Raw genomic sequence first — 21,700 nt, 5'->3', positions numbered from 1 at the left:
CAGTTCTGTCAAAGGATGGCTACCGGACGGACGGGGTGGATTCTTTCTCACCCTGAAGGGCGGGCGGGAAGCGCGAGAATCTAGCCCGTCCCGACCCGGGATCGGACCGCCCCGACGGAGGCGACGCCGGCGGCGAGGACAGCCGCGAGGACGCCCCCGAACCCCACCTTCACCAGATCGGCCACGGGTACACCATCGTTACCGACCCCACCGAGGTCACTGAAGATGCCTCCCGCGCCGGAACCGGTCCCCGTGAGCGCGGCCGCCCCGGCCATGCCGAAGGCCGCCCCCAGCAGCACGCCGAGGGCTGCGGCGCAGGCGGCCACCAACGCGGTCTCGAGGACAAGCATGAGCCACACGCCGAGGCGGGTGACCCCGACACCTCTGAGCAGGGTGATCTCCCGGGTCCGTTCCCGGACCGCCAGCGTGAGCGTGTTGACGACCCCCACCAGGGCCAGTGCGACCGCCACCGCCAGCAACAACGAGCTGGAGGTGAGGACGGTCCGGACAGAGGTGGCGATCTGCTCGCGGGAGGCGAAGCTCTCGGTGACGGCCGCATCGGGCGCGGCGTCCACGACGGCGGAACGCACGCCCTGCAGTGCCGACTCGAGTTGCTGACCGGCCAGGGAGTCATCCATGCGCAGCCAGACCTCGGTGCGTGGGACGAACTGGGTGGGCACCTCCACGCCCTCCGGCCACGGGGACCCGTCGGGCAACTGCGCCACGGGCCAGGCGGGCACGCTCCCGGGCGCGGCCAGGGCCCACTGATCGCTCGTCCGACGCACGACCAGGTCGCGACCGTCGTCGTCGGAGAAGAAGGTGAACCGGACGGTCTCGCCGTCGCGGGCACCGGCGGCCACGGGGGAGGACTCCGGGAGCACGATCTCCCCGGGCCCGGGCAATACGACGTCGCGGCGCATCACGTCGCCGACCCGCTCCGGGTCGGCGACCCTGAGGACCGTGCGCTTTCCCCCGGGGCCCTCCGCGTACATGTCGGTCACGACCAGGGACTCGTCCACGCCCGGGAGCTCCGCCAGCGTCCCCGGCAGCGCCTCGGGCAGGGTCTCACCGCCCGGTGCGGTGATGGCGATGTCCAGCGGGACGCGGTCGACGAGTCTGGCCTGGATCGCCGGTCCGAGCAGGGCGATGCCGGTCACCATCGTCGCGGTGAGCGTCACGCCCACCAGAACGGCCGCGGAAGTCGCGGCGGTGCGGCGCGGACTGCGGGCGATGTTCCGTGCGCCGAGCAGACCCACCGGGCCGAGCAGCACTCCCACCACGCTGCCGAGCGCCCCGAGCAGGGTGGGCAGGGCACCGGCGACCACGGCCAGGATCCCCAGGAACGCGAGAACGCCCCACGCGCCGGCCTCGACGACGGCCCCCGCCTCGACGGCCGCCGACATCGAGTGCCAGCCGAAGGCGCCCACCACGGCACCCACCGCGACCATAGCCAGCCGCCGCCACCACGGGTCGGGCCGTACATCGGCCGGGCGCAGCGCCTCCAGCGGGCTGCCGGAGGTGGCGCGCCACAGGGGCGGGAGAGCGGTGACGAGGGTGACGCCCACGCCCACCGCGGCGGCGAGCAGATAGGCGGATCCGGGGACGCTGACCTCCTGCAGGGGAATCGTCACGCCGAGTCGGGGGGCCTCCCGGGCCGCGAGTGAGACCGCGAACCGACCCAACGCCAACCCCGCGGCGGTCGCCACGGCGCCGACGACCAGGGCTTCGGCCATCCCGGACAGTCGCAACTGCAGCCGCGAGGCACCCAGGCAGCGCAGCAGCGCGGTCTCCCGGACGCGCGCGGCGAACACCACCGCGAAGGTCGTGCCGATGACCAGGGCGGCCACCGCGACGGCCAGCACGGTGAAGGCCAGCAGGGCGCGCGTGTAGACGTCTCGACTGCCGATGAAGGATTCCGCGAGGGCGTTTGCCTCGGCCGCGCCGGTGGACACCTCGACGCCGGACGTGCCCGGGATCGGGTCCAGTCGCTGCTCGATCTCCGCCGCCAGCGCCGCGTCTGGCACCGTGCCGTCGCCGGCCACGCGGACATCGCCGCCGGCCCCGTTCGGCGCCCACTGTTGTACCTGGGCGTCGACGGTGTAGAGCGGGAACGCCGAGTTCATGTCCGGTTGCCCTGACAGGTCGAACAACCCGACCACCGTGACGACGGCGGGATCGCCGTCGGCTCTCGGCAGCACCTCGAACGTGGCGCCGAGAGGAAGGTCCGCGTCACTGCGGATCGCGACTTCTCCGGGCACCTCAGGGAGCCGCCCGTCGGCCAGCGGTTGCCAGCGCAGACCGTCGTCGGTGGCGAGTGCCGTCGTCGTCGTCACCTGTTGGGCGCGTCCCTCGACGCGGACCCGCACGTAGGTCCGCGCGTCCACGGTGACGGCCCGTACCCCCGGGGTGGTGGCGATGGCCTCCAGACCGAGCCGCTGGGCCTCCGCCACCTCCTCGCGCGCGGCATCGGTGCCGGCGGAGGTGCGGTCACCGAGGTTCTGCACGAGCACGGCGGTGTCCGCGTACCGCATCCCGAAGGTCGCGTCGGCGCTGGCGGTCATCGTGCGCAGCACGCCCACGGATGCCAGGACGAAGCCGACGGCCACGGCGATCGCCAGGATGGTGCCCAGGTAGCGGCCCGCGTGCGCGCGGAGCTGACCCAGGACCAGGTGGGGGCTCACGCGGTGGCCGGCCGGCTGCCGGTGAGTGCGCGCATGGCGGTGTGGACCGCCTCGGGGGTGGGGGAGGGGACCTCGTCGGCGATCCGGCCGTCCGCCAGCACCACCACGGTGTCGGTGTGGGCGGCGGCGTGCGCGTCGTGGGTGACCATGACGACGGTCTGGCCGGCCTCGCGGACACACGCGCCGAGCAGTCCCAGCACCGACTCGCCGGACTCGGAGTCGAGGTTGCCGGTCGGCTCGTCGGCGAACACCACGTCCGGGCGCGGCAAGAGGGCGCGGGCGATGGCCACCCGCTGCTGCTGGCCGCCGGACAGCTCGTGCGGACGTCGCTTCAGGAGGTCGCCGATCCCGAGCTCGCCGACCAGCGAGTCGAGGCGCGACCGGTCCGGGCGGCGGAACGCCATGCGTACGGGGAGCGCGATGTTCTCGCGCACCGAGAGCGCCGGTACGAGGTTGAAGGACTGGAACACGAAGCCCACCCGGGTGCGGCGCAGCCGGGTGCGTCCCGCGTCACCCAGTCGGGTGATCTCCGTCGACCCGATCGACACCGTGCCGTGGTCGGGCGTGTCCAGGCCGGCCAGGCAATGCATGAGGGTGGACTTGCCGCTGCCGGACGGGCCCATGACCGCGGTCCAGCGCCCCTTGTCGATCGCCACGTCCACGCCGTCCAGTGCGCGTACCTTCACCCGCCCGTGGGAATAGGTCTTGCGCAGGCCGTGGGCCCGGATCGCGATCTCGGGGGGTGGGGTCACGTGGGTCCTTCCGTCGCGGCGTGGCGTCCGGAGGTGAGTGTAGGGACCCCGGTTGTGGAGACCCGGTCGGACACGGCGCCGCACCTGTGGCCCATGTGACTGATGTGACGTATGGTACCTGTGTGACTGGGCCGGACCCGGTCGTGCCCAGCTCCCGGACGACAAGGTGACCTCATGTTCCAGCGACGCTCGCACCGCACCGCCCCCCGTTCCCGTTCCCTCGCCCTCGGTGGCGCCCTCGCCGCGCTCGCCGTGGTCGGCGGTGGCACCGTCGCGGCGATGGGAGCGCCCACCGCCGTCGACGCCGACGACATCCAGCTGACCCAGAACGCGACCGGCCAGGCCGGTGCGCAGGAGCTCCCGCTCGGTACGGCCGTCCATCTCGACCTCGAGCCCGTCGTCGCCCAGGCCGCCGGCGGCGCCATCCCGCCCGGGACGACGGTGCAGGTCACCGGCCTGCCCGACGGCCTGACGCAGAACGGCTGGGTCATCTCCGGAACGCCGACCCGCGCGGGCGAGTACGAGGTGCTCGTCACCGTCTCCAACTCGGGGATCTCGCAGTCGGAGAAGGTCGCCATCACCGTCACCGACGGCGCGGCTGCCCCGTCGGAGGATGAGGAGACGACCACGGGCCCGGCCACCACGAGCCCGGCGGCCACCACGGCGACCACCACAGACGAGACCACGACGACCGCCAGGCAGTCCGACCCCACGCTCTCGGCGGTCCCCGGTGATCCGACCGCCGAGGACGACACCCTCGCCGGCGATGAGGGTGACGGAACGGGCGCCGGCGACGGTGAGACGACCGGCGACGACGACGAGGTCGGCGCCACCCCGGATCTGTGCGCGGTCGTCGGGGACGGGCAGATGGACGGTGCCTCGCTGGCCCAGCTGGTGCCGCTGGTGACCGGTGGCGACGATGCCGAATCGGCCGGACTCGTGATGGTTCTGCTCAACACGGTCGTCAACCTGCTCCCGTCCGTGCTCGGCGAGGGCGGCTCGGTCGAGAGCCTCGGCTCGGTGGGTCAGATCCTCTGCTCGATCTCCCCGTCGCTGCTCGGCGGCCTGACCGGTGGAGAGACCGCCACGGGCGGGGCGACGACCACTGCGGGCGGCGATGCCACCACGGGCGGGGCGACGACCGGTGCGGCTGTTCCGGGCGACGGCCCCGCCGCGCTGCTGGGTCTGCTCACGACCGGCGCGGGCAGCCTCGGGCAGTGACCTTCCCCGCGCCCCCGGGCAATGTCCCCACGGGGCGCGGGTCGGGGCGATAGAGTCCCCCTGTCGACCTCAGGCGGCCCGGTGGGGCGCAGTGGCTCGATTACCTCCGTCGCCGTCGAAGAGGGTCCATCACACATGTTCACCCGCAAGGTCGTCACCGCCTCCGCCGCCGCACTCACGCTGGTCGCCCTGTCCGTCCCCGTCGTCAACGCGCAGGACGATGACGCCCTCCCCGGTGAGGCCGCGTCCGGCAGCATCTCGCTCGGCAGCCTCGAGGGGGGCGACCCCGACGCGGCCAGCCTCGCCGGAGGGTCCGGGGGCGCCTCGGGCGACGCCTCCGGCGAGGACGGAACCGACGGCGAGGGTGCCGACGCGGGCTCACTCGGCGGCGGTTCGCTGGGCAGCCTCGAGTCCGGCAGCCTCGAGTCCGGCAGCCTCGACTCCGGCAGCCTCGACTCCGGCAGCGGGGACGACACGAGCGTCGGCGACCTGGTGCCCGAGACCGACGCGGCCTGCGAGCTGCCCGCCCTGGGCGGTTCGGTCGCCAAGTTCTCCCCGCTGCTGGGGATCGACGGCGTCCCCACCGGCGTCATGGATCTGATCACCTCGGCGCTGGATTCCTTCCCGAACCTGCTCGACGTGGTCGCGGGGGAGGGGCGCGGGTCGGCGCTGGTCGGCGAGGCCGGCTCGCTCAGCGAGGGCCTGTGCACGCTGGTCTTCGGCGGCGAGATGGTCCCGCCGCCGGTCACGGTGATCGTCGACGGTGACGGCAATCCTGTCAGCACGGTCACCGGCACGGCCACCGCCAGCTCCACCACGTCCTCCCCGGCCACCACCACGACCTCCGCCGACGAGGCCGGAACCGGAACTTCGATCGCCGCCTCCGACGACGCGAGCACCGACGGTGCGAACCGGGACGGTGTCGACTCGGACGACGCGGATGCCGGTGAGGCGGCGCTCGCGACCTCCGTCCCGGTCCCCGGCTCCTGACCCCGCCTCTCGGTCTCCTGCGGCCCGGCCCCGACACGGGGGCCGGGCCGCCGTGATTTTCCCGCGGCCGTCTCCCTGCGGCGCTGCGCATGCCGAAGCGGTGAGCGCGGATCCGCGCGCGCGAATATACCCAGGGGGTGTGTTACTGGTGTGACTTACGAGAACCGAGTGAATTATGTGACAGAAGTAGACAGTCGGTGTGCATGTGGTTAGAGTGGCACTCGTAATGGTCTGCCCTCCCGTTCCGCGGAGTGAGCGATCTGAACCCCTCCGGAAGGAACCAGCCGATGCGTGCTCGCCTCGCCCGTCCTCGTCGTATCGTCCGGGGTCGCCTTGCCGCCCCCGTCGCAGCCGCAGCAGCGGTCGCGCTCGTGGGCGGAATGGTCATCGCCGCTCCCGATGCGCCCACCGTCCGTGACGACATCCAGACCGTCGCCGTGGCCGCCCCCTCGTTCGACGCCGGGGCGGAGTTCTCCTTCAACGCAGGAGCGCTCGTCCAGGCCACTCAGTCGGCCGGGTTCGTCGTCGAGGACGTCACCGGACTTCCGGAAGGGCTGGAGTATGACGGCAACGGCCGCATCTCGGGCGCGGTGACCACTCCGGGCGTGTACACCATTCAGGTGACCGGTCGGGGCATGGGCGGACTAGTCACGATTCCCGTCACCCTGACGATCAACAACGCCAATGGTTCCGCGCCGGCCGGCGCCTCGGGCGAGGGGACGGCCGCAGTCGAGGGCAGCCTGGGCGGCGAGGCGCAGGCCGGTGGCCAGATCACCACGGGCTCCGACGGCACGGACGCGATCCTCGGCGCCGTGGCGGGCATCGTCTCCTCCCTCGGCGGCGACGCCGGTTCCGTTGCCGAGCTCGCCGCAGGCTCGACGGGTCAGGGCGGAGTCACCCCCGAGAACCCGGACGCCCCGGATGCGCCGACCGGCCCGCTCGGCAGCGCGGCCAACGGTGGGCTCGGCCTCGGCAGCCTGTCGAACGGCGCACCGGAGACCCCGGACGTGCCGGACGCCGACGGTCCCGGAACCGACGCCCCGGCCAACGGCTCGCTCGGCACCCCGGGCTCCACCGCCACCGGGGAGGCGACCGGCGATGCCACCGGCGGCCTGGACACCCAGAGCCTGGGCCCGCTGGCCCCGCTCGGTTCCCTGATCGACTCGGGCGCCCAGACCGGCTCGACCACCGACGGCGACACCGAGACGACCGGCTCGACGATCCCCGGTTCCACCACCACCGGCGGAACCCAGACCGGCGCCGAGATCGTCACCGGTGGGGACCTGACCGGCGGCGGCGAGATCACCGTCCCGGGTTCGTCCTTCCCCGCGGACACCGGTTCCCTCGGGGCGCTGGCCCCCGGGCTGGCGCTGACGGGCGCCGCCCTCCTCGGCATCGCCGGCCTCAGCCTCGCGCTGGGCGGCGGCTCCTCGATCCCGGGCTCCACCGCGATCCTGCCTGCCCTGCCGGGTTCGACCACCACGGGCGGCACCACCACCGGCGGATCGAGCGACACCGGCAACGGTGGCTCCTCCGGGTCGGTCGCCCCGACCGTGGCCGCTGGTGCGCCGACTGTCGCCGCCGGCGCCCCGAACAGGGTCCAGGCCCCCGGGCCGACGGTCGCCAACGGTCGCGGCTGATCTACAGGCTCCCGGCGGCCGGGTAGGTCGCCGGTGACCACCTCCACCCCGGGGTCGTCTCACTTCGTGAGATGGCCCCGGGGTGTGGTGCATTCCTGGGTTACCGTGGGGCGGTCGTGATCTCGCGGCGGTAACCACCGAAAGGCGTGTATGCATATCTCCCGTCCTGTCGTCGCCTCCTCCCTCGCACTCGCCGCCATGGCCGCGGTCGGGGTCGCGTCCGGCCAGGCGGAGGCGCCCGACCACGCGCCCCTGGTCGTCGAGGCCACCGACGTGGCACCCGCGGCCCTGCCGTCCCTGACGCTGCGCGTCGGCGAGTACATGGAGCGGCGGGTCAGCGACTACGTCACTCCGCCCCCCGGCGCCTCGATCCAGTTCCGAGGCCTGCCGCCCGGGCTGTCCTACGATCCGGCCACCACCGCGATCAGGGGCACCCCCACCGTCGCGGGCGTGTACGAGCCCGTGGCGACCGCCTTCATCTTCGGCGTCCCGGTACGCACCGAGACGACCACGGTCACCGTCACCGGCGGTGCGGGCGGGACCACCGGCGGTACCGGTGGCGGCGGCGCCCCGGCACCGCGTCCCGCGCAGGCCCCGGCCCCGGCTCCGGCACCCGTGGCCGCGCCGGTGGCCCCTCCGGCGCCCGGCACGATCACCATCGCCGACATCGACACGCTGCCGGTGCCCGAGCAGGTCAAGGACGCCCTCCGCGGTGCCGCCCTGGCCCTCAACAACGGGATCCAGTCCGCCTGGAACGCCGTGCCCGAGGGCTCACTCGGCAAGTAGCCACCCGGCGCTCAGCACATTCGGCACTCAGTACATCCGGCAGGTAGTCCGCACGTACATCGACGGCGGCCGGTCCCCGAGGTGGGGGCCGGCCGCCGTCGTCTGTACCGCGCCGGGCGCGGGGGGCTCGTCGCCGGGCCTCCGCGGACCGCCGGGGTGAACGCGCACCGCCGTGTCACAGCGAGGCGATCACGAACCCGGCGCTGACCAGCACGCTCCACGCGAGCATTGCCATCCCGGCCATCGTCAGCGCGGGGATGAGTCCGGCACCCGTCGCCCGTGCGCGCACCGGCGCGTTGGCCTTCCACGCCACCGGCAACGACAGCAGCCCCAGCAGCGCCCAGGGCGTCGCCGGGATCAGTGCGAGCGTCGCCAAGAGCGGCACCAGCAGTTCCAGGACCGCGTGCAGGCCGCGGGTCCGCGAGTCGCCCAGGCGCACGGCCAGCGTGATCTTGCCGGACTCGGTGTCCGAGGGGATGTCCCGCAGGTTGTTGGTGAGGTTCACCGCGCAGGAGAAGCTCCCCACCGCCACGGCCGCCACCACCGCGTACCAGGTGACCGACCCGAGCTGCGTGAACTGCGTACCGATCACGGCGACCAGGCCGAAGAACACGAACACCGCGACCTCGCCGAAACCGCGGTAGCCGTACGGGGACCTGCCGCCCGTGTAGAACCAGGCCGCCAGGATGCAGGCCACCCCGACCAGGATCAGCCACGGTGCCGACGTCGCACTGAGCACCAGCCCGGCGAGTCCGCCCAGTCCGAGGAACCCGAACGCGGCGCGCTTGACCGTCGTCGGCCGGGCCAGTCCCGAGCCCACCAGTCGCAGCGGGCCCACGCGGTCGTCGTCGGTGCCGCGGATGCCGTCCGAGTAGTCGTTGGCGTAGTTGACGCCCACGATGAACGACCACGCCACCACGAGCGCCAGGATCGCCTGCCACCACACCAACCCGCCCGCGAGCGCCGCGGCCGCCGAGCCGACGAGCACTGGGGCGAACGCGTTGGGCCAGGTGCGGGGGCGGGCGCCCTCGAGCCAGTGGGAGAACGTGGCGCCCCCGGGCTCGGTGGTGGCGGCGTCGGCGTCGCTGGCGGGAGGGGTCTCGCGGTGGATGACGGGATCGGTCTCGCGGCTCATGCCCCGATTGTCCCATCGAGGAAGCCCGCGGCGACGCCGCGTCGGTCCACCTTGCCGCCCGGCAGCATGGGCAACGCGTCCAGCACGGCGACGATCGCAGGGGCCGAGTGCGCCCCCAGAGACGCGGCCACGTGTGCGCGCAGGTCGTCCGGCGACGCGGAGGAGCGGAGCGTGACCGCCGCGACGGGCCTGGTCCCGAGCCGTTCGTCCGGGATCCCGACGACGACGACGTCGACCACCGCAGGATGCGTGCGGAGTGCATCCTCCACGGTCTGCGGGAGGAGCGTGAGCCCACCGACGCTCAACGCCTCGTCGACCCTGCCGAGGATCCGGAGCCCGCCCCCGGGGTCGAGCGTCCCGGCATCGTCGGTGCGGAACCATCCCGCCCGGGCGAACGCGGGGTGATCCGGTGCGTTCCTGTACCCCGACGCGAGCTGCGGGCCGGCCAGCCAGACGCGGCCCTCGTCGTCGTCGACCTCCACCGTCACCCCCGGGAGCGGGGCGCCGTCGTAGACACATCCGCCCGCGGTCTCGCTCATGCCGTAGGTCCGGACTACCCGGATGCCGGCGTCCGCGGCGCGGGCGAGCAGCTCCGGTGCGGCCGCGGCCCCGCCGAGCAGGACCGCGTCGAGCTCGGCGAGCGCGGCCACGGCGTCGGGCGGGCCGTCGTCGAGGACCTTGGCCAGCTGACCCGGGACGAGCGAGGTGTACGCGCGCGGGCTGCCGCCCCCGGTCGCGGGCCCTCCGGTCCCGCCCCCGGTCGCGGGCCCTCCGGTCCCGGTCCCGGCCCCCGCCCGGCACGCGGCCACAGCGTCGGGCAGGGACGCGGGGTCGAACCCGCGGGTCACGTCCATCACGACCGGCTCGTGCCCGGCGCGCAGCGACCGCAGGATCACCTGCAACCCGGCGATGTGGTGCGCGGGCAGCGCGAGCAGCCACCGGCCGGGCCCGCCGAGCACGGTGTCGGTCGATTCGGCGGAGGCGGCGAGCGCGGCGGCGGAGAGCATCGCGCCCTTGGGTGTTCCGGTCGACCCGGAGGTGCTCACCACCAGGGCGGTGCGGTCGTCGATCGGGTCGCCGGGGCGCTGGCTGTCGACGAGGATCCGGGAGCGCACCGGGTCGTCGGCCGGCACCGGCAGCAGCGCCGGCCCGCGGTCGGCGAGCATCCGCGCGAGTGCCGGGAACACCTCGGCGACCGCCGGGCCGCCGGGGACGGGCAGGGTGCGCAGTTCGCGGCAGGCGCGCGTGTCGCGGGGTTTGGCCATGGTCTGCAGACCCTATCCGCAGCTGTGCCCCTCCGAGCCACTCCGTCGCGAGCCGCGCCACTACGCCGTTGCGCCGCGTAGCCCGGACTGACTGTCGAGCGCCCGCAGATGCCCATCGCGATGTCCACGCCTGAGCCGATGCTGTGGCATTTGGGCCCTACATAGGGTGCTCGCGAGCCGGGACTCGCGTCTGGCCCCGCCGCCGTCCGCTGCGCCGATGACCCCGGTCGCGGCCAGCCCCCGCGGTCCGGTGGGAAGGGCGCCGTATGGCCGCCGCGCTCGGCGACAACCCCAGACTTGCGCTCCGGATGCGCGACGACCCGCCGGGCGTCTTAGTGCCCGCACAGTCGGGTCGGAGTCATAGTCATAGTCCTGTGGATGGTTGTCGACCTTTTCCACAGAGCGCTTCAAGGGGTGGACGCTTCGGTGGCCGGCTACCTACGGTCGGTGCCATGGCCACCCCGTTCAGGGATCTCCCCGCCCACGACCTCCCTCGTGAGCGGCTTGTGCGATTCGGCCCGTCGGCTCTCAGCGACACCGAACTGATCGCCATCCATGTCGGCTCTGGTGTAGCGGGGCAGAACGCCGTCGCCCTGGCCACGCGGCTCGTGGCAGAGTTCGGCTCGCTCGCCGGACTGGCCCGGGCCACCGCGGCGGACCTCGGCCGGTTGCCCGGGATTGGCCCGGCCAAGGCATGCAGGATCGTGGCCGCGTTCGCACTCGCCGGCCGCGTCCAGGGCCCGGCCGAGGGGCGAATCCTCGGCTCGTCGGCTGATATTGCTACCGTCGCCATCCCCTTGATCGGCTCTGCCACGCGCGAGGAGGTCCTGGTGGTGGTGGCCGACGGCCGCAACCGGGTGACGCGTGTGGAGTCCGTGGCGCGGGGAGGGTCGACGACGACGAGCCTGCCAATCCGTGAAGTGTTGGCCGTCGCGTTGCGTCACGATGGGGCCGCCTTGGCGCTCGCGCACAATCACCCGGCGGGGGATCCCACTCCGAGTGCCGCCGACCGCGCCGCCACCGACCGGATCCGGTCCGCCGCGGAGGAGGTGGGACTTCGGTTCCTTGACCACGTGGTGGTGGCCGGCGAGGCGTGGCGGAGCGTCAGTGCATCGCGGTGAAGATCTCGTTCCGGGCGGCGGGCAGGACGGCGACGGCGAGCTCGTTGCGCTTGCCGTGGAGACTTGCCGACGTGAGGCGAAGCTCCTGGATGGTGCGAATCCGTTCGATTGCGCCCGCGAGCTCATCGTCGCCCGGCAGAGGAAAGGCAACAGTCTTCACAAAATCGGCGGGAACGCGCTGTTGTCCGGCGGTACCAGTGAAGGCCCTTCTTGCCTGCGATGTAAACCACTCAGTTCTGAGGACGCGCCACACCCACTCTGCAAATTCCGGTGAAGAAGCGCGGAGGACAAAGAACTCGGAAGACCCGTATCCGGTGCGACCCAGCTCGTCTACGTATATCGCACAGTTGCCGTTCTGCATGCACGGTGTGATCCGGGCGAATATCACATCACCAGGAATGAACTGCCTGTAGCCGGTTCCGACTTCGCCGCGAGACTTCACCTCAACATTGGTGATAGTTCCTGTAATAGGGTCGACTGCTGCCATAGGTACGAACTGCACTTCATCGGCACTGTCGACCTTTCTTGGCTTTGGAGCGAACTCAATCAGCTCGCCAAGTGGTGCCGCAGGAAGCTGGCCCAACCACGCGGACAAGGTCGAGTCGAGTGCGACTCTCGAGGGATCTTGGCGAGTGGTGCTCTTGTGTTCGCGTCCGATTTGTCTCAGGTGCTCGGCGATTCGGGTCTGTTCGGCGAGCGAGGGGAGGGGAACTCTCAGGCGCTCGAGGTTCTTGATCGACAGTGTCTTATTGCGTCCGGCGGAGCCCGGAGATGCCTTCCTAAGTTCCGCGAGCCCGCGATCGGAGAGGAAATAGTCACGGAGAAACTCTGCGCTCGCCCTCTCTGGGGTGCATTCCCACGTCATGAAACGGTGCGAGCCAACTAGATCCTCGTGTCGCTCGTCGGAAACTGCGACCGCGCCCTCCCATGCGAAGACATTGCTGAATAACAGATCGCCGGACTTGATCTGAAAAATCTTCTTGTCGCCGATCTCGGTGCCGGATACCGGCTCCTTGATGAAGCAACCCTTGCCGAAGGACCGAATCCCGATCTCGCGATAGGAAGCTGTCGGGTCGACGTCGACAGGAGATCGGCGGAGGGAGGCAACCTCCCCAAGCGGCACCCAATCGACCTTCACAGCTCGAACTCCGCGATGGCCGCCTGCATTTCCTCATAGACCGCCAGGAGTTCCTTCTCCGTTTGGATCAAATCGGCAATCAGCTCGGCGGGAGGCCGCTGGTCCAGCGCGTCGGGGCGGTGGGGGTTGTGTAGGTCGAGGTTGAATCCGCCGGCCTCGATATCTGCGTAATCGACCTTCCACGCCTGTTCGTTCTCGACTCTGCCCTCGCGGCTCGCGCCGCCCCACCACCGCTGGCAGGTCTCGAACTCCTCGTAGCGCATGGGCTTGGTCTTGGTGTAGTTCTTGCGCCCCTCCGGCGGCGGCACCTCGTAGAACCACACGGGGCCCTGCCCGCCCTTCTCGAAGAACAGGATGTTCGAGGGGATGAGGGTATACGGAGCAAAGACGCCGTTGGGGAGGCGGACCACGGTGTGCAGGTTGAACCGCGTCATAAGGTCCTTCTTGATTCGCCCACCCACGCCGGTGTCGAAGAGCACCGAGTTGGGCACGACGATCCCGCATCGCCCGCGCGGGCTCTTCTCGATGCGAGCCATGACGGACTGCAAGAAGAGCCACACCGTCTCGGCCGTGCGGAAGGTGGTGGGGAAGTTCTCGAGAATCAGCCGCTCCTCCTCGCCACCGAACGGTGGGTTGGTCACCACCACGTCCACGCCGTCCCGCTTGACCTCAGAAAGCGGGTGGATGAGAGCGTTGCCCTCGGTGACGTTGGGCCGATCCACGCCGTGGAGCAGGAGGTTCATCTGGCACAGCAGGTAGGGCAAGCCTTTCTTCTCGATCCCGCGCAACCCGGCGGAGACCTTCTCGTGATCGGCGGCCGAGACGTCCCCGGCGGTCATGTGCCGGTAGGCCTCGGAGAGAAACCCGCCCGTCCCGCACGCTGGGTCGAGGACCTTCTCGCCGGGCCTCGGGTCGACCTGGTCCACCACGAACCTGATCACCGGACGCGGGGTGTAGAACTCGCCGGAGTCACCGGCGGCGTCCCGCATCTCCTTGAGCATGGTCTCGTAGAACATGGCCATGGTGTGCACCTCGTCACGGGAGGTGAAGCTGATCTTGTCCACCTGGTCGACCAGCTGCCGGAGAAGGTGCCCGGACTGCATCCGGTTCCGAACGTCGGCGAAGACGTGCCCCAGCGTGTCGTGGGGGTCCCCTGGCCGACCCGATCCGTGGACGGTGCGCAGGTGTGGAATCAACCGCTCGTTTATGAAGGCGATCAGGGGGTCGCCGGTGACGGACTTCTCGTGCGCCCAGGTGGACCAGCGGAGCGCCTGGGGGAGTGCGGGCTCGTAGGCCTCGTTGACCAGCGCGCGCTCCTCTTCGAGGTCGTCGAAGGCTTTGAGGAACAACAGCCACGCCAGCTGGGGCAGGCGGTCCAACTCGCCGTTCAGCCCCGCGTCTTTGCGCATGATCTGCCGGGAGGTCTTGATGACCGACTGGAGCCGGGCCTGGGTGGTGGGTTCCTTCGCGGTGACGCGGGCGCTCATGGGAGGTCTTTCTCGGTCGGGGGCATGCGGGACAGTGCGGTCAGGTACGTCTCGCGGACGGCGCGGAACGCGGAGGCGTGGTCGGGGTGGGTGAGCCCGAGATCAGCCGCCATCGCGGCGAACGGCTCGGCCCACGACCCGGGCGGTGGTTCGAGGTCGGCCGGCGGCGCTTCGCCGTCACGATCGGTGAAGACCGCGGTGAGTCGCACACCCAACCGCGTCGGATCGACGAGGCCACGGTCTAGGAGCAATGCGAGGTCGACGAGGTCTTTGACTCGGGACGACGGGCGGTTGTGCGCGTAGATCCGCGAGTAGGCATGCAGCTTCTCGGCTGCGTGCCGGTCTACGTCCACGGCGGGAACGGTGAACGGCTCGCCCAGCAGGAGCGGTTCGACGAGCAGGTGCTCCACCTCGTCGTCGTCAAGGTGGTCGGCGGTGACGACGTCGAGAGTGACGACCCCAAACTCGGTCGAACCGAGATAGGCCTCGATCACCACCCGCCACGTGGTGGGAAGCTCGTCCTCCGCGCGGACGGGCCGGGGCGCCCGCGCGACTAGACGGAAGCCGTCTCCCGGATCGTGGTCCAATGCCTCGTCGAGGAGGTCGTGCAGCTCGTCGGCGTCGGGAGATCCGGCGCTGAGTCGAGCCAGGTCGAGGTCCTTGGTGCTGCGGGCGTCAAGCCAGAGACGGGTCTCCAAGGCGAATCCGCCCTTGAGGACCCAGCGACGGTCGGCCGCGAGACGCCGCAGGACGAGCTGGAAGAGCACGCGGTTGCGTAGGCGGAGCGGATCAACTCGGTGCTCGGCGGCGAGGTTGCGCAGCCGGTGATTGACGCTCCGGGCGCGGGCGTCAGTCACGGGCCACGGTTCCCAACGCGCGCTCGAGACGGAGTGCGGCGACGGCGGGCAGGTCGTGCGCGAGGCGGCGGAGTCGGCGCTCCGTGGTGTTCCCGCCGGCGAGGGCGCCACGGACCGCGTCGTCGACGATTTCCTGCGAAACTGATTCGGTCCCCGCGACGTCGGCGAGAGTGCGTGGGATCGAGGTGACCGACCACCCGTGGTAATCGATTCGGTCGGCTGGATCGAGCTCACCGATGTGGGTGACCACGAAATCGTCCTGGGCGCGGAACCCCGGGGGCACCGTCAAGTGCAGGCGCGCCGGGTTGGCGTCTGAGAGGCTGTGGGCGCGAAGAGCCGACTCGTGCGAGACAACTCCGCGACCCCGGCTCCACAGGGTCCACCGGACATACTCGTCCTCGGGACTAGGCGGCCAGTCGGGGAGTCGGAAGATGCCACGGTCGACCCTGGTCCAGTTCCCGGCGTCCACGTGGTACTTCTGCGCCTGGTGCGAGTACCCGGCCTCTACGGCCTGGGCGGACGAGAAATAGCCCGCCTGACCGAACGCGACCGCGTGTAGGCGGCGGCGTAGGTCGAGCGAGGAGGCGGTCATGCAATGAGCCTACCATCAGCGCGAAATCAAAGAACCATATAGTTATACCATGCACTTATGCGCAAAACTAAAGTTACTATGTAGCTAGGCGCCATATAGCCAGTCGGGAACCTGGCGAACTGCCTCGCGCAGGGCGTCTGGGCCGCCCATCGCACTGGCGATCTCGGTAATGCTCCCCGCGTTAGAGATCGGCCGGAGCCGGACGGTGCGCATCGAGATGTCGTCGATGCCGAATTCCTCGTACCGCTGGAGGAGCCCGACGAGAACGGCTCGGCCGGCCTCGCTCTGGGCGCGGATCTCCTCGGCGTGCGATTCCCGTGCACGGCGGGCCCGCTCGGCCCGGGTCCGGACCGGCGTCTGGAACGCCATCGAGAGCAGCACGTCGAACAAGTCGGAACCCGACTCGTCTGCAAGTGCCCTGAGTCCGTCAAGGTCGATTCCCCGCCCCGCCAGGGACTCGAGGATCTCATGGCGGGTGGACTCGTCCGCCCACAGCGTGCCGAGCGAGGCGGCGTCCCCGTAACCGGACATGGTGCCCTCGACCACAGTCCGTACCTCGACCATCCGTGGCTCGCCGGTCGACCTGTCGATCACCATCGCCGCCTCCGAGGTCACCGTCACGACGCCGTCGACCACGACGTAAGTAGTTCGGGGCTCTCTGGTCCCGCCGGGGTTGTCGACGTCGTCAGGGTCCTCGGTCCGAAACTCGGGTTCGGGCTCGTTCAGCGTCGGGTCGGCGGGCGCGGGGGCGGGGGCGCCGGTTCCGGTCGAGTCGCTACCGGGCTCGGAAATCGATTCGACGACGTCGCCACTGCCGTCCGTCGTCTCTATCGTGATGTCGGGGGGCGTGCCGTCGAAGTCCGGGTCACTGAAATGCTGAGAGGCACCGACGTAGTCGACCACCTCGAATACCGATTTTCCGCCCTCGGGGAAGAGCCTGGTGCCTCGGCCGACGATCTGCTTGAACTCGATGGACGAGCCCACCGGTCGGAAGATCACGACGTACCGCAGGTCGGGAACGTCAACGCCGGTGGACAGGAGCCGGGAGGTGGTGGCGACGACGGGCGACGCCGACTCCGTGTCGCAGAACGCCTCGAGTAGACGCGCCTTCTCCTCCTCCACGCCGACGATCCGGACGACCCATTCAGGATCCGCGCGGACGAGGTCCGGGTTCTCGACGACGAGTGCGGACCGAACGTCGTCGGCATGCTGCGTGCTCACACAGAAGACGATCGCCTTGTGCTCAGGGTTCTGCCGAAGTAGCCCGGACAGGTGGTGGGCCATGGCCTTGGTGCGAGGCAGGAGTGAGAGGGCGCGCTCGTAGTCGCGAGTGGTGTACACCCCCGCAGGTATCTCGCGTCCGTAGAGATCCCGCTGCCCGGGGTCGGGCGTCCAGCCCTCTGCGTCGGCGTCGAGGATCACCCGCCGAATTCGGTAGGGGGCGAGGTAGCCGTCCTCGATCCCGTCGCGGAGGGAGTAGCGATAGACCGGGTTGCCGAAATACTCGTAGCTGTGGACCGTGTCGTCGCGCGGAGTGGCAGTGAGTCCGAGGTGGATCGCTGAGGCGAAGTGGTCGAGGGTGCCGCGCCATCGGGAGTTGGCGGTGGCACTTCCGCGATGGCACTCGTCGACAATGACGAGGTCGAAGAAGTCTCGGGGAAACTGCTCGAGGAGTTCCTCACCGGCAGCCCCCTGGTGCAGCGCCTGGTAGCTCGCGAAGTACAGCTCCCCGCTCTGGTCGGCGCCCAGCCGGACACGTTGCAGCCGCTCGTTGCCGAAGGCCGGACCGAAGTCGTTACGCATCGGCTGAGTGAGGAGCACGTCCCGGTCGGCCAGGTAGAGCACCCTGTAGTTTTCCTCGGGCCGCACTTTCTCCTGGTATCCGAGAATTTTGGCGACGATCTGCATGGCGGTGAACGTCTTGCCCGTGCCAGTGGCCATGAGGAGCAGGATCCGCTGATCACCTCGGGCGATCGCCCGGAGGACCGCGCTGATCGCCAGCGCCTGGTAGTAGCGGGGTTCGTGGATCGTTCCGTCAGTCGAGACCTTCCTCCTACTGAGTGGCTCGAGGAGGAGGTCGGCCTCCGGCCCTTCGAGCTTCATGAATGTGCGGTAGGAGTCCCACGCCTCGACAGGCGTGGGGAATCCGTCCACCTTCCGTTCAGTCCCGGCCGAGCGGTCATGGACGATGATCTCGGACCCGTTCGTCGCGATGGCGAGGGGGACCTCGAGCTTCTTGGCGTAATCGAGTGCCTGTTGGAGCCCATCTCGAGCCGAGCGGTACGCACGCTTGGCTTCGACGACTGCGACCGGCTGACCCGGGGCGATCTCGAGAACATAATCCACGCGCCGACCGGGGAGCGCCTGGACCGTGCCATCCGGCCCTGTTCGCATCGTCTGAGCGAGCGCATACTCCGGCGTGATCGCCTCTGCCGCCCAGCCAGCCGTGCGGAGGGCGGGCACCACGAGGTCGCGACATGTGTCGCGCTCCAGTGGACCGCGCTGTTTACTCGTCATGTGAGCACTGTATCCGCGGCTCGCGTCGCCGCCTGCTCAGTAGTAGTACGGGTAGTCGTCCCAGTTGGGCTCGCGCTTCTCGAGGAACGCGTCGCGGCCCTCCACCGCCTCGTCGGTCATGTACGCCAGCCGCGTGGCCTCACCGGCGAACACCTGCTGGCCCATGAGTCCGTCGTCGGTGAGGTTGAACGCGAACTTGAGCATCCGCTGCGCGGTGGGCGACTTGCCGTTGATCTGCCGCGCCCACTCGATGGCGGTGTTCTCCAACTCGGCGTGGTCCACCACCCGGTTGACGGCACCCATGTGGAACATCTCCTCGGCCGTGTACGCCTGGCCGAGGAAGAAGATCTCGCGCGCGAACTTCTGGCCCACCTGCTTGGCCAGGTAGGCGCTGCCGTAGCCGGCGTCGAAGGAGCCCACGTCGGCGTCGGTCTGCTTGAACCGGGCGTGCTCGCGGGAGGCCAGGGTCAGGTCGCTCACCACGTGCAGCGAGTGCCCACCGCCGGCCGCCCACCCGTTGACCAGGCAGATCACGACCTTCGGCATGGTGCGGATGAGCCGCTGAACCTCGAGGATGTGCAGCCGCCCGCCCTCGGCCTTGACGCGCGCCTCGTCGACTTTGTCGGCCGTGGCGCCGGCGACGTCCGAGTCGTGCTCGGTCGAGTACTGGTATCCGGACCGGCCACGGATCCGTTGGTCGCCACCCGAGCAGAACGCCCACCCGCCGTCGCGAGTGCTGGGCCCGTTGCCGGTGAACAGGATGGTGCCGACGTCGGGGGAGCGGCGCGCGTGGTCGAAGACGCGGTACAGCTCGTCCACGGTGTGCGGGCGGAACGCGTTGCGCACGTCGGGGCGGTCGAACGCGATCCGCACGATCCCGTTGACACGGCCCTCGCCCACGTGGCGGTGGTAGGTCAGGTCGGTCAGGTCCTCCCCGTTCCGGAAGCCCTCGACCTCCCGCCACTGCGACGGGTCGAGCGGGTTTCCGGTGGCCTGGTCCTGCGGTGCGCTGCTCTCGGTCATGGGTTCGACGTTAGCGTGGAGCCATGACATCCGTACCGGGCCCCGAGTCGATCGACGATCTGCTCGCCCGCGTGCACGTGGTGGCCCTGCCGATGAGGGTGCGGTTCCGCGGCGTCACCGAACGTGAGGTCGCGCTGATCGATGGCCCCGCCGGGTGGGGCGAATTCGGTCCGTTCGGAGAGTACGACGATCTCGAGTCCACCCACTGGCTGGCCTCCGCGCTGGAGATGGCGTGGCAGGGCCCGCCGCCGGCGCTGCGTTCCCGGGTCCCGGTCAACGCCACGGTCCCGGCGGTCGCGGCCGGGGACGTCGCGGCGATCCTCGACCGCTTCCCGGGCTGTATGACGGTCAAGGTCAAGGTGGCCGAGTCCGGGCAGCAGCTCGTCGACGACGTCGCCCGCGTCGCCGCCGTCCTCCAGGCCCGCCCCGGCGCGCGCGTGCGGGTGGACGCCAACGGGGCGTGGTCGGTCGCCGAGGCGGCCCACGCGATCCGGGTGCTGGACCAGGCGGTGCGTGCGGACGACGTCGCGCGTGGCCCCGGCACCGGCCCGGTCTCACTGGATGGGCCGGGCCTGGAGTACGCCGAACAGCCCTGCGCGACGGTGGAGGAGCTGGTCGCGCTGCGGGAGCGCCTGGCCGCCGACGGGGTGCACGTGGACGTCGCCGCCGACGAGTCCATCCGCCGCGCCTCCGACCCCCTGCGCGTCGTGCGGGCGGGCGGCGCCGACCGGGCGGTGGTCAAGGTCGCGCCGCTGGGCGGGCCGCGTTGCCTGCTCGCGGTGGCCGCAGAGCTCGGGGTGCCGGTCACCGTGTCCAGCGCCCTCGACTCGGCGGTGGGCGTCGCCGCGGGGGTCGCCGCGGCAGCCGCGATGCCCGGTGGTGCGGGGCGTGGCCGTCCCGGACCCGACGACGACAACGCGATTCCCGCCGCAGGTCTGGGCACCGGCGGGTTCTTCGTCGAGGACGTGGTCGAACCGGGCACGTTCGCCCTCGAGGACGGCTGTCTCCCGGTCCGCCCGGTGGCGCCGGACCCGGCGAGGCTGGAGGGCCTGCGTGTGAGCGGTGAGGTCCGCGACTGGTGGCTGGACCGGATCCGCCGGTGCTACGACCTGCTCTGAGCCGCCGGCCCAATCCCTGCCGGTTGTCGCAGTTCTGCCCGCCGCCCCGCCACAGCCGCGCCCCGCCGCAGCTGCCCCGCCGCTCCGCCGCAGCTGCCCCGCCGCAGCCGCGCCTGGCCATGGCGTCTCGCACGCACCGCGGGGAGGGCGAGACGCCATGGCCAGGCGCGGGGACGCCCATCGCGGACAACGGCAGGAGCACGACGCCAGATCCAGGAGCGGCTGGCGGGGGATTTCGACGCCGCGCCGGGCGCGAGACGCCAGGTCCGGAAGCGAGACGCCTTGCCCGGGAGCGAGACGCCATCGGTGGGGGCGGGGGCGCCGGGCGCTGGCCCGAGGTCACGCTGCGCGGCCCGGGCCCCGTCCGAGGGAATTCTGGATCCTCATCGCCTCGCGGATGATGGGCACGATCCTGCCGCGCAGATAGTCCTCCCACTGCCAACGCCGGAAGATGTTGCCCAGTGCTTCGATGTTGTTCTGCCGCTTCTTCTCGTCGCGCAGCTTCTGGCGGACGGACCCCTCGCCGTCGTCGATCCCGTACTTCCCCGACCCGTCGGCCTCGCCGACGAGCCCCCATTCTTCCCAGTACATGTCTACGAAGGTCGAGGTCCCGTCCGGGAAGACGAACTCCCGCTGGAGTTGCGGCATCGGCAGACCGGCGCGGCTGATGGTGACCCTGCTGACCGATTCGAGGACAGACTGGGCGCCCGGGTCGGCGAACGCCACCACCGCCCGGGCCCTCGCGATGCCGACCCTGCCGGCAGCTGCCTCGAGCTCTGACGCCAGGTCGCCCGAGCTGCACAGATTGCGACGCAACGCCTCGTCCGCCGCACACACCGCGCCGGTGAAGGGACTCGACCGCGCGACGTCGACGATCGTCCGCGCCGGGGTCGTCACCGGGATCCCGTCCACCTCGGTCACGACGTCGGCGAGATCGAGATTGTGGCAGATCGTGTTCTTCCTGCGCCTGCTCCCGCTCCCGGGGCGGTGCCTGGTGGTGGTGACCCGCAGGGTATCCATTCCGTGGACGGGGAGGCCGTGCAACACGAGGGCCGACGTGTGGGACATCGCAGTCCCCGGGCTGATGCTCCCCGCCGCGGCCCGCGAGCGCATCTCGAGTATGGCCTCGGCCTGGTCGGGGCCGGTGGGGACGTCCGATGCGAGCGCGTAGACGCCGTGGCGAACGCGGTAGAGCTGACCCGTTCGTTCGGCGTGTTCTCGTGCTCGGCGGCTGTACCCGCGCGCGAGGAGTTCGGCTGCGGACATGACGACTGGGCGGGAGTGATCGGTGCTCATGTCCAGGCAGTATTGCGCTGGGGGAGGCGGGGATCGCCGCAGCGGGGGCCGCTTCCGGCTCGGCCTGTGGAGATGGCCGGG

At 70.8% G+C, this 21,700-nt stretch carries 17 protein-coding genes; 6 read left to right on the top strand and 11 right to left on the bottom strand.

Annotated features, from left to right (window positions below; genetic code table 11):
* Positions 1-80: 80 nt before the first annotated feature.
* Together AYO52_RS10820 and AYO52_RS10815 are read right to left on the bottom strand one after the other, a co-directional pair.
* Entirely contained in the window at positions 81-2,681 is a 2,601-nt protein-coding gene (locus tag AYO52_RS10820; protein ID WP_067716913.1) for an ABC transporter permease, read from the bottom strand.
* The gene (locus tag AYO52_RS10815) at positions 2,678-3,433 is read right to left on the bottom strand and encodes an ABC transporter ATP-binding protein (RefSeq protein WP_067716910.1); all 756 of its coding nucleotides are present in this window, start codon (positions 3,431-3,433) and stop codon (positions 2,678-2,680) included. Before AYO52_RS10815 ends, AYO52_RS10820 begins: the two co-directional genes overlap by 4 nt.
* A gap of 174 nt (positions 3,434-3,607) precedes the next feature.
* Here AYO52_RS10815 and AYO52_RS10810 point away from each other — a divergent pair, with 174 nt between their 5' ends.
* The 4 genes from AYO52_RS10810 to AYO52_RS18715 all read left to right on the top strand — a co-directional run bounded on the left by AYO52_RS10810 (position 3,608) and on the right by AYO52_RS18715 (position 8,070).
* Complete coding sequence (locus tag AYO52_RS10810; RefSeq protein WP_067716907.1) at positions 3,608-4,654, top strand: hypothetical protein; 1,047 nt, start codon at positions 3,608-3,610, stop codon at positions 4,652-4,654.
* Positions 4,655-4,789: 135 nt separating this feature from the next.
* Positions 4,790-5,644: a hypothetical protein gene (locus AYO52_RS10805; protein WP_067716905.1), complete on the top strand. Its 855-nt coding sequence runs from the start codon at positions 4,790-4,792 to the stop codon at positions 5,642-5,644.
* Positions 5,645-5,931: 287 nt separating this feature from the next.
* A complete protein-coding gene (locus AYO52_RS10800) occupies positions 5,932-7,284 on the top strand; it encodes a hypothetical protein (protein WP_067716902.1) in 1,353 nt (450 codons plus the stop codon).
* Between the two features lie 150 nt (positions 7,285-7,434).
* Complete coding sequence (locus AYO52_RS18715) at positions 7,435-8,070, top strand: hypothetical protein (RefSeq protein ID WP_067716899.1); 636 nt, start codon at positions 7,435-7,437, stop codon at positions 8,068-8,070.
* Between the two features lie 175 nt (positions 8,071-8,245).
* Here AYO52_RS18715 and AYO52_RS10790 read toward each other — a convergent pair whose 3' ends face one another.
* Complete coding sequence (locus AYO52_RS10790) at positions 8,246-9,205, bottom strand: 1,4-dihydroxy-2-naphthoate polyprenyltransferase (RefSeq protein WP_253702082.1); 960 nt, start codon at positions 9,203-9,205, stop codon at positions 8,246-8,248.
* Complete coding sequence (locus AYO52_RS10785; protein ID WP_067716896.1) at positions 9,202-10,470, bottom strand: AMP-binding protein; 1,269 nt, start codon at positions 10,468-10,470, stop codon at positions 9,202-9,204. Before AYO52_RS10785 ends, AYO52_RS10790 begins: the two co-directional genes overlap by 4 nt.
* Before the next feature lie 452 nt (positions 10,471-10,922).
* On the opposite strand from AYO52_RS10785, the gene AYO52_RS10780 reads away from it, so the two are divergent.
* Positions 10,923-11,591 (top strand): RadC family protein, encoded by a 669-nt coding sequence (locus AYO52_RS10780; protein ID WP_067716893.1) that lies wholly within the window; start codon positions 10,923-10,925, stop codon positions 11,589-11,591.
* Here the strand turns inward: AYO52_RS10780 and AYO52_RS17755 are convergent.
* The 6 genes from AYO52_RS17755 to AYO52_RS10755 form a co-directional block, all read right to left on the bottom strand.
* Positions 11,575-12,729 carry a restriction endonuclease subunit S gene (locus AYO52_RS17755; protein ID WP_082923941.1) on the bottom strand — a complete coding sequence of 385 codons (1,155 nt, stop codon included), beginning with the start codon at positions 12,727-12,729 and terminating at the stop codon, positions 11,575-11,577. The two genes, AYO52_RS10780 and AYO52_RS17755, sit on opposite strands and share 17 nt — an antisense overlap.
* Positions 12,726-14,216 (bottom strand): N-6 DNA methylase, encoded by a 1,491-nt coding sequence (locus AYO52_RS10775; protein ID WP_067716891.1) that lies wholly within the window; start codon positions 14,214-14,216, stop codon positions 12,726-12,728. The genes AYO52_RS17755 and AYO52_RS10775 overlap by 4 nt, the downstream gene beginning before the upstream one ends.
* Positions 14,213-15,073, bottom strand: coding sequence for a nucleotidyl transferase AbiEii/AbiGii toxin family protein (locus AYO52_RS10770; protein WP_067716888.1), 861 nt, complete (start codon positions 15,071-15,073; stop codon positions 14,213-14,215). Before AYO52_RS10770 ends, AYO52_RS10775 begins: the two co-directional genes overlap by 4 nt.
* Positions 15,066-15,665: a type IV toxin-antitoxin system AbiEi family antitoxin domain-containing protein gene (locus AYO52_RS10765; RefSeq protein ID WP_067716886.1), complete on the bottom strand. Its 600-nt coding sequence runs from the start codon at positions 15,663-15,665 to the stop codon at positions 15,066-15,068. The genes AYO52_RS10770 and AYO52_RS10765 overlap by 8 nt, the downstream gene beginning before the upstream one ends.
* Positions 15,666-15,749: 84 nt before the next feature.
* Entirely contained in the window at positions 15,750-18,182 is a 2,433-nt protein-coding gene (gene hsdR, locus AYO52_RS10760) for an EcoAI/FtnUII family type I restriction enzme subunit R (RefSeq protein ID WP_067716883.1), read from the bottom strand.
* Positions 18,183-18,218: 36 nt separating this feature from the next.
* Positions 18,219-19,205: a 1,4-dihydroxy-2-naphthoyl-CoA synthase gene (locus tag AYO52_RS10755; RefSeq protein WP_067716881.1), complete on the bottom strand. Its 987-nt coding sequence runs from the start codon at positions 19,203-19,205 to the stop codon at positions 18,219-18,221.
* A 23-nt stretch (positions 19,206-19,228) separates the two neighbouring features.
* On the opposite strand from AYO52_RS10755, the gene AYO52_RS10750 reads away from it, so the two are divergent.
* Positions 19,229-20,323, top strand: a complete 1,095-nt coding sequence (locus AYO52_RS10750) for an o-succinylbenzoate synthase (protein ID WP_067716878.1) — start codon at positions 19,229-19,231, stop codon at positions 20,321-20,323.
* A 339-nt stretch (positions 20,324-20,662) separates the two neighbouring features.
* Here AYO52_RS10750 and AYO52_RS10745 read toward each other — a convergent pair whose 3' ends face one another.
* Positions 20,663-21,619, bottom strand: a complete 957-nt coding sequence (locus AYO52_RS10745; RefSeq protein ID WP_067716876.1) for a type IV toxin-antitoxin system AbiEi family antitoxin — start codon at positions 21,617-21,619, stop codon at positions 20,663-20,665.
* Positions 21,620-21,700: the final 81 nt, after the last annotated feature.

The organism is Dietzia sp. 111N12-1, assembly GCF_001658045.1.
GTDB lineage: Bacteria > Actinomycetota > Actinomycetes > Mycobacteriales > Mycobacteriaceae > Dietzia > Dietzia kunjamensis.
This window is presented reverse-complemented; position numbering and strand designations above follow the sequence as displayed.